This is a genomic window from Photobacterium aquae (assembly GCF_001029445.1).
In the GTDB taxonomy this organism is placed as follows: domain Bacteria; phylum Pseudomonadota; class Gammaproteobacteria; order Enterobacterales; family Vibrionaceae; genus Photobacterium; species Photobacterium aquae.
Genome location: NZ_LDOT01000062.1, coordinates 1 through 7,945 on the forward strand (window position 1 = coordinate 1; position 7,945 = coordinate 7,945).

The following is a 7,945-nucleotide window of genomic DNA, read 5'->3' on the forward strand; positions in this document are numbered from 1 at the left end:
TTCTGTTATTGTTTGGCCCCGGTTCCCGGCACTCCTGCGGGTGTTCGCCGTGCGAACGGGCCCCCGGTTCCCGGCACTCCTACGGGTGTTCGCCGTGCGAACGGTTCCCGGCAATCTGGTGAGCTGCAATTGTTGGCCCCGGTGCAAACCTAATAAAAAAGCCGCGATTACGCAGCTTTTTTATAAAATCATCGTATTTAACTAACTCTCAAAAAGAGATGGATTTATTAAGCCTCCTGCTTCACCAATCTGAACAGGCATAACATAATTATATTTATGCCAATATTGATGATTGTCATGTTGATTTAATTGAACGCCGACTAAATGAAAGTTTTTTCTCAGTAAAAATTCTTCAGCATATTGAATAAGCTTTTTACACTTCCCTTGTTTACGATGTTCTTTTTCAATTGCAGCAAAACAAATTACTGCAAATTGTTCATTACCAATTAGTCTTTCAATAATAATACCAGAATTTTCACCTGAAATTTTAAATGCAAAAAGATACTCGGGATTTGAGATTGAAGATTTATCTGTTATCTCTTGTTCTGCATGAAATGGATTTGATTCATTATAAATTTTTACTATTCCAGCCCGTGCGGAAATGTAAGAATCTAAATCGTTTTTCCCTTGTATTACTTCAATTTTCATTTTCGAGTATCCTTGATTTTTACATGTGTAATATTATAGAAAAATGACTTTTTAAATGTTAATACCCAATTCTTGACATAAGCTGATTAACTTATTTTTTGTTTCTGGGGTTAACTTTTCAAATGACAATGATAGCTTGTCATCCTTATCAGTCACAATTACCTGAGTTTGTTGATCATTTAGAGTTTGAGATTTTGGCTTATTACGTGATTGTACACCGTCAAGATTATCGACGCTTAATGTCTTCGCGAACATAGAAAAAGATGTAAAAAATTCAGTATTCAATCGTGTTGCATTTAAGTCTCTATTATTTCCAAAGCTTAAAGTTGTTTTTCTGATTTTTTTACCTTCTAAAATCAAGTCTGACATGTTTTCAGGATTGATATCTGAGAGAATCTTATCAAGTTGAGTTATGATCCTTCGGCCAAGATCTGTAGGTGAAGGAAATAACGAATAAATATCATCAGATATTTTTGCCGCTTTAATTGCAACAGAAACTGTTGATTTTGGGATTCTTTGTAGTCGTGCATATTCATTTTGAGAGGAAATTTTTAGATTTTCCATTTCATTAATATATATATGACCAATTTCAATAAGTGAAAGTGGTTTCGATATGTTACTACTATCTGAAATACCTTTAGCTGTATCTACCTCGATTTTTACATTGCATACCAGAATTAAAAAATCAGCTTTTGCATAGTGGCAAGCTAATCGACGGCGACTACCGTTGACGACAATAATTTTTCCAGTATCTGGGTCAATATAGCCAATAGCAGGAGTAGTCTGCCCCTTTTGTCCATCACCTAAATCATTTATTAAGTCACTGACTGAATACTCATTTAGGTAAACGTCTGACTGAAATCGTGAGTTAATATCAGACAGTACAATTGTCTGAGTTAGAATATCTGCACTCGGAATAACACTAAGCGTAAAGTCATACTCTTTCCCATTATATTTAAGCCGTATAGGCTTTTCCTGCATTATTTTTTCTGCGTTACTTATGACCCCTGTTGATGAAGAATTAATGTCATTTTGAAACTTTTTAGCATACTCATTTAATTTTTCATCTGACAACGGAGTGTTATCGAGATTTAGGAGATTTTTGTATGCCCCTGTTAGATTTTGTGTGTTCTTCTTACGGATTGTATTCATTATTGATCAGCCTCGTTTTGTTCGAATAATTGTTCGGCAAGTACAGAAATTAGCATAAAACATGAATCTTGCGCGTTTTTAAGTGATGTTCTCGTAATTAGACCTTGAGATAATGAATATGAGTAAATCGTACCTTTTAGTTCTTGTAGGCGAAGAACAGCTTCTGAATAGATAAAATTATTTGCAAAACTGTTATACGGGGATGCTGCCCTTAGTGAATTCGCAATGCGTACTTGTGTTTTTGATGTTTCATTTACCGCTGTTGGCAGAACATTGATGTGTTTATAACCTTTATGGCCCAGTTCAACTAGGATGCCGTAGATTCGCGCAAGGAATTCAAGATATTTTTCAGTGCTATCAGTGTCTAGTTTTGATGGTCGTACTGGGACAATAATATTGTCAGCAGAATAATGTGCAGCAAGCATTAAATTATTAAATGTTGGTGGGGTGTCAATTAGGATGACATCATAATCCTCTGACAATACACTGATTATTGGTTCAAGTAGTTTATGAACTGGATATTGAGGATTTTTTTGAAGCAATTCACGCGTGAACAATTCAACATTCCGGTCATTTTCTGACGCAGGCAAAACATGCAAGTTTGGAATGTTTGTTTCTTTTACACATGATCTAATGATATCAGCATCAGTTTGATTCTCATTTTTTATATAGTTCTCACAAACGATATCACCGATTGTGAGTTCACTTTCGTTATCAAAATTTGGAAAGAATAATGAAGTCTGCGAAGCCTGTGGATCTAGGTCAATAATTAATACTCTGAATTTTCGTTCTACTATTTCCGTGCAAAGACCTGTAGCCAATGTAGCTGTTGTGGTTGATTTACCTGTGCCGCCTTTGAGATTAGATACAGCATAGATAGCAGCTTTATTACGAACTTTTTTTTGACGTGATTCAGGGTATAGATGATCACGGATGATGTTGATATCGCGAATATCAACAATAGTATTGTTGCCAATGCAACTGATGTTAAGCTCCTGACAGACGCTTTTAAATCGACCATATGTAAGAGGAATATCGCCAACGACAACAGCTTTACGAGCCTCATTTGTATTGTACTGGCGATAGAATAGGCCATTTGGTGCATCAGCGCCGTCTAAGATTACAGAGTTTTGTTTAATGGTGTTTTCCTTAGCAGTAGCAGCCAAGGTTATCAGTGTTCTTAGAGTTGATTGTGCGTTCATTCTTGCTCTCCTGAAATTATTTCATCAATATTAACACATTTTTTTTCAGTAAAAGATTTTTTTTCAGTAAATCTTTTTTGTTTTTTATGTTTGAACTTTTTCACTTTGGGTTATAGTGAAAATGTAAGGTGAATCGAACAGGCAAGTAGGAGTTGTTGTGCATGTGATTGATTGAGTGTTTGCATGATTTTGACAGCGCATGTTCAGCAAATGTTATCAACTAAACATCAATAGTTATGGTTGTCTATGAAGAATGCAGTTGTTTGTGTGTCTAATCGAGAATTTGTGAAGCCAAATCTAAGCTATATCGACATTCTCAACGAGTATGGGAGTCGATTTACTAATAGACTTTCTTTGCGGCATGTGCATTTAGATAATGAATTTGAATGTACTCGGATGGGAAATCGGTGGCATATGCAAGTCTCAAAAGAGCAAGAAATTTTTATAAGTTTATCTACGTTATATGACATTCTTCGCACTTATGATGTATCGATTGTTGAATTTAACAGTAAAAATTCGGCATTTTTTAAATGCAATTAAGACGAGGTTCACAAAAAATATAAAGTTGTTAGCTGTTAGAGGCTAAATTGGCGTGATACTTTAGCTACATAAAAATACTATTAATTTTTATCACTTTAATCAGGGAATATTTATGTCTTTTTCTAATGACGAGCAAAAAAAATTAAACGTTGTTGTAACTGGTTATTCTGCACGTAAGTTTGCTGAGGTCTGCAAAAACTGTGAAACTCAAACAGGGAAAGTAACACGAGAAGTTGCGGATTTGTCTTACTTCTTTATCGAAGAAGGTTTTAATATCCGCCAAACTTATAAAGAAGAACAAATTGAAGGTTTTGCGTACTCCTATGAAAATGGCATTTATGTTCCACCTCTTGATGTTGAAGTGGTAGAGATTGATGGTGTGCTTTATCTAAAGGTTGTAGATGGACATACTCGATACATGGGAGCAAAACGAGCAGAAAAAAGGTCAGGTAATAAAATTATTCTGGCTTATAATATTTTCAAAGGTAATGATGGAGACAAAGTTTTCCATATGTTTACCAGCTCTCAGGGTGTGAATCTAAATCAACTTGATCGTGCGTTTGGTTATCAGCGGTTGAAAGGAATGGGTTATAGTAACCATGAAATCGCACAACGTTTACGTGTGTCTGATGCTAATATTTCTAATGGATTATTGTTGATTACTGCTGATAAAGCAGTCCAAAACCTTGTTCAAGATGGAAAAATCAGTGCTAGCCGTGTAGTTAAACTCATTCGTGATGAGGGATTGCAAAAAGCCTGTGCTATGGCACAAGTCGAGGCTGGAACAATCGTAGTGACAAATGAACAAGACGAAATTAATGCTAATGAAATTGGCGTTAATGGTGATTTTTCAGATAAAGAAGGGCAAGAGTTAACACCAGAAGAAATTAAGGCAGCTAAAGAAGTAGAAAAGGCTAATAAAGCGGCTGCACGGGCCGCAAGAGCATCAACGCGTAAACGTAAACCAGCTGCTACCTTAGTTGAAAATATGTCAACTGTGATTAACCTTATTGGTGAGCAAATAGCACCACAAATGACCGGGGAAAATGTCGATGAAGATATTGATTCATTTAAATTTGATTTGCCCCGTGAGCAAGCATTGAAGTTGATGACGATACTTAGTGAGTTGGATGAAATTACGGCACATAATAGTAGAATTGATCAAGTTGTTGCTGATGCAATGCAACAAAAGAATAAAGATGAAGAACCATGTGCGGCCAATGAGGATAATGTAAATGTTTCACAGCAAGAAGCTATTGCATGACATCTGTAGAATTTAAATACATTATCAAACTTAAAGGATTGAATCCCTCATCAAAATCGGTGTTAGCGGCAGAGCTGGTGTTGGTTCAGGAATACACTCAGGTTAGTGCAGCTAAAGAGCTCGGAATAAAAACACCATCTGTAAATAGAGTGGTAAGAAAAATAGTGAGCTATAAACATAGTCTACGTGCTTATGCGAAACTATTTAGCTGATAAATATAAGTGATATTTTGCGCATGAATTTCCCGATTCATGCGTTTTTTTATGTTTGAAAAAATCAATTGCTTGGTAATCTATATTTATGAGATAACAGAGGATTGATCAAATGACACATAATATTATTTTCCCTAAACGGGCCCCAGCGACTCTAATTAAGAAAGCCGAAAAAGTATTACTTAAACTACAACAAGGTAAAGCTGAATGCAGGAAAAGCGTTCGATATGGTTATCAAACGCTAGTTCTGGGAGGGAGAGGTGAGCGAATGGTTATAACAAAATCAGCTATTTATTGCTTTAATAATCATAGAGATTATGAAACATTTATCAACAACCCAGCTTATCAATAATAATGATTTAAAAGCTCCTGTGATAATGCAGGAGAAAGCAGAGGAATGCGTTTATATTTAACGCGGAAATTATTATCGCAATATCTGATGTATGCATTTGAACTAACATTAAAACCTTTACGAGATAAAATGAAAGCATAGAGTGATAGTTGGATTTGATCTGTCAATGTAACAATTTTATGAGATTTTGTATCAACTATCACCAGTTCCCCTCTTTTTGTTTGATAGACCTGATCTGGCCTACCGGAAATCCCTCCATGCGAGATATTTTCCTCGTTTAAAAATAACTGACATCCAAGTAACCTTAATGGCATATTATCTTCCATTTGGAAAGCCAACAAGCGAAGCTTGATTTTTAATCTACTTTTAGGTAGAGGGAATAAGATTATTTTTATAATGAGGCTAATTAGTTTTTTTAGTCGCATTTTTGCGATCTCCAAAAAATTTTTTGTTATTCAAAAAGAAATTGAAGTGCTTTATAATTCCTAATGTTTTTCTAATGTTTTTATCATTTGTCATTTCATGAGCAATTTTAGTAACGTTTATATTTTTCATTTCAATATGATATGTATTAATGGTGTTATACATATCATATCTTAAATTTATCAACAGCAAAGGTTATGTATGACATGGAAAAATTTTTTTCGTGGTTTTTTTAAAAACAATGAAGTTACTGTTAAATCAAAACATAGAAATTTTGGAGCGGAGGGGGTTATAAGAAAATCAGGTCATATCCTAAATAACTATCTAATTGAACCTGATGGCCTACCTTGCATTTCAGATGATGAAATTATTGATATTTTTGAGAATGATATTCAAATTATTCGTAATGAATTGAATATTGATAAGAAAATTTTTGATGAATGCATCCTCCCTGCTTTTCATAATCTTATTAAGTTTGTCCATTTGGTTCCCGCATCGGAATATAGGCATCATAATACAGCGGGAGGGCTCGCGTATCATTCTGTAGATGTTGCAAAAAGAGCTTTGAGGCTTTCATTTATTACTCACTTTCGAGGCATAAATGCCAATGCAGCAGAAACCAATTTGGCTAACTCACGTTGGCGTATTGCTGCTATTTTGGCTGGCCTATATCACGATGCTGGTAAGGTTGTAAGCGATATGACTATTGAAAGTGAAAATGGTCTTCGTTGGGAGGCATATAGCAATCAAACTATTTATCAATGGGCAGTTGAAAATGACATTCAACGATATTTCATTCGTTGGACACCGAATCGACATCAAAACCATAAACATACGGCATTGGCATTTTTACGATCACTAATACCGTTATCGTACTTTCAATGGGTTGAAGAAGCATGGGACGGTAAGGACATCAATAATGCCTTATTAGAAGCAATTGCGGGTCTTAATTCAGATAGTGTTGTTACTGATATAGTAATCCAAGCAGATGTTCAATCTGTACGAGAAGATCATTTGAACCGTAGGGTTAATTTGTCTCGTGAGAAAGTGCGTGTGCCGATTGAAGAATTAGTTGTTTCAACAATAAGGTATTTTATAAATAGTAACAAATGGTTAATAAACAAACGTGACGAGTTTGTATGGTATTGCAATGATCATATATATGTATCTTGGAAACATGCTTTCCCTGATGTATCAAGTGAACTGACAGAATTTGGTGTTGAGCATCCAAAAGCGACAGAAAATATAGCTAGAATGTTATATGAGCATGGATATATAGAGTTGAATGATGATGGTGAGTATTTACATGGAATACAGCCAGAGATTTTAAGCGATGATAATAAGAAAATAATAATAAAATGTATTAAATTTAAAAATATAGATGATGTTGTTTGTAATAGCAGTCGCCTTTATCAGATAAAAGATTTAGCTATTAAATCTAATGACATGGATAACAAACCATTATCTACTAAGATACCAGTTAAAGAGCACAAGCTCGATAGTTCTATTCCTAAGATCATTACTAATGATAAACAAAATGAATCAGAAACTAGTTCTGTAGCAGCTGGTAGTCAAAGTGAATCAGAAACTAGTTCTGTAGTAGTTGGTAATCAAAATGAATCAGAAACTAGTTCTGTAGCAGCTGGTAGTCAAAATGAATCAGAAACTAGTTCTGTAGCAGCTGGTAGTCAAAGTGAATCAGAAACTAGTTCTGTAGTAGTTGGTAATCAAAGTGAATCAGAAACTAGTTCTGTAGCAACTGATTTAACTTCACTAAGAAGAATTGCGGATGTTATATGTGCATATAAGAAACAAGATTTATCTAGTTGTTTGAGAAATGATGTAATTGGTAATCAGGTTGAAATCAATGATCATCAAAGTGATATTGATTATGTTTACAATTGCATTAAACAACTTGATAAGTCCAATGTTATAGAAGAATCAGATCGATTTTACGTCCCATACCCTAAATGTTTTTATTTTGATACAAATGGTAATCCTACAGAAGATTCACAAGTTGCAAAATCAGAAGGGTTGAAACGTTTTGAGAAAAGTAACCTTATTGTATATATCAATAACGTAGGAACAGTGCGTATTAACAATCAGCAATACGTACCAATTAAGAAAATAAATACCGGGGCCGAGGCGGTAC

Annotated in this window: 8 protein-coding genes; 4 read left to right on the forward strand and 4 right to left on the reverse strand. The window is 34.7% G+C overall.

All coding sequences use genetic code 11. The features are described 5' to 3' along the window. Nucleotides 1-201: 201 nt before the first annotated feature. Genes ABT56_RS22385 through ABT56_RS22395 form a run of 3 tightly spaced genes read right to left on the reverse strand, consistent with a single transcriptional unit; the run spans nt 202 to nt 3,002 of the window. A complete protein-coding gene (locus tag ABT56_RS22385; protein ID WP_047881136.1) occupies nt 202-648 on the reverse strand; it encodes a GNAT family N-acetyltransferase in 447 nt (148 codons plus the stop codon). 51 nt (nt 649-699) lie between these two features. Further along, a complete protein-coding gene (locus tag ABT56_RS22390; RefSeq protein WP_047881137.1) occupies nt 700-1,800 on the reverse strand; it encodes a hypothetical protein in 1,101 nt (366 codons plus the stop codon). Then, entirely contained in the window at nt 1,800-3,002 is a 1,203-nt protein-coding gene (locus ABT56_RS22395; RefSeq protein WP_047881138.1) for a ParA family protein, read from the reverse strand. The genes ABT56_RS22390 and ABT56_RS22395 overlap by 1 nt, the downstream gene beginning before the upstream one ends. 652 nt (nt 3,003-3,654) lie before the next feature. Here ABT56_RS22395 and ABT56_RS23445 point away from each other — a divergent pair. The 3 genes from ABT56_RS23445 (at nt 3,655) to ABT56_RS22410 (ending at nt 5,370) form a co-directional block, all read left to right on the forward strand. Further along, a complete protein-coding gene (locus tag ABT56_RS23445; protein WP_053062610.1) occupies nt 3,655-4,806 on the forward strand; it encodes a ParB/RepB/Spo0J family partition protein in 1,152 nt (383 codons plus the stop codon). Beyond that, the gene (locus ABT56_RS22405; protein WP_047881139.1) at nt 4,803-5,018 is read left to right on the forward strand and encodes a hypothetical protein; all 216 of its coding nucleotides are present in this window, start codon (nt 4,803-4,805) and stop codon (nt 5,016-5,018) included. Before ABT56_RS23445 ends, ABT56_RS22405 begins: the two co-directional genes overlap by 4 nt. Before the next feature lie 112 nt (nt 5,019-5,130). Continuing rightward, nucleotides 5,131-5,370 carry a hypothetical protein gene (locus ABT56_RS22410; protein WP_047881140.1) on the forward strand — a complete coding sequence of 80 codons (240 nt, stop codon included), beginning with the start codon at nt 5,131-5,133 and terminating at the stop codon, nt 5,368-5,370. Here ABT56_RS22410 and ABT56_RS22415 read toward each other — a convergent pair. After that, on the reverse strand, nt 5,364-5,795 hold the full coding sequence (locus ABT56_RS22415; RefSeq protein ID WP_047881141.1) for a PD-(D/E)XK nuclease family protein: 432 nt from the start codon (nt 5,793-5,795) through the stop codon (nt 5,364-5,366). The two genes, ABT56_RS22410 and ABT56_RS22415, sit on opposite strands and share 7 nt — an antisense overlap. 199 nt (nt 5,796-5,994) lie before the next feature. Between ABT56_RS22415 and mobH the strand changes: the two genes are divergently transcribed. Then, nucleotides 5,995-7,945 (forward strand): MobH family relaxase (gene mobH, locus ABT56_RS22425; protein ID WP_047881143.1); only part of this gene is annotated, 1,951 nt, incomplete at its 3' end.

Bases quoted from the DNA above. Each gene is read 5' to 3' on its own strand.
- ABT56_RS22385 (WP_047881136.1), bottom strand. From the start codon at position 648: ATGAAAATTGAAGTAATACAAGGGAAAAACGATTTAGATTCTTACATT.
- ABT56_RS22390 (WP_047881137.1), bottom strand. From the start codon at position 1,800: ATGAATACAATCCGTAAGAAGAACACACAAAATCTAACAGGGGCATAC.
- ABT56_RS22395 (WP_047881138.1), bottom strand. From the start codon at position 3,002: ATGAACGCACAATCAACTCTAAGAACACTGATAACCTTGGCTGCTACT.
- ABT56_RS23445 (WP_053062610.1), top strand. From the start codon at position 3,655: ATGTCTTTTTCTAATGACGAGCAAAAAAAATTAAACGTTGTTGTAACT.
- ABT56_RS22405 (WP_047881139.1), top strand. From the start codon at position 4,803: ATGACATCTGTAGAATTTAAATACATTATCAAACTTAAAGGATTGAAT.
- ABT56_RS22410 (WP_047881140.1), top strand. From the start codon at position 5,131: ATGACACATAATATTATTTTCCCTAAACGGGCCCCAGCGACTCTAATT.
- ABT56_RS22415 (WP_047881141.1), bottom strand. From the start codon at position 5,795: ATGCGACTAAAAAAACTAATTAGCCTCATTATAAAAATAATCTTATTC.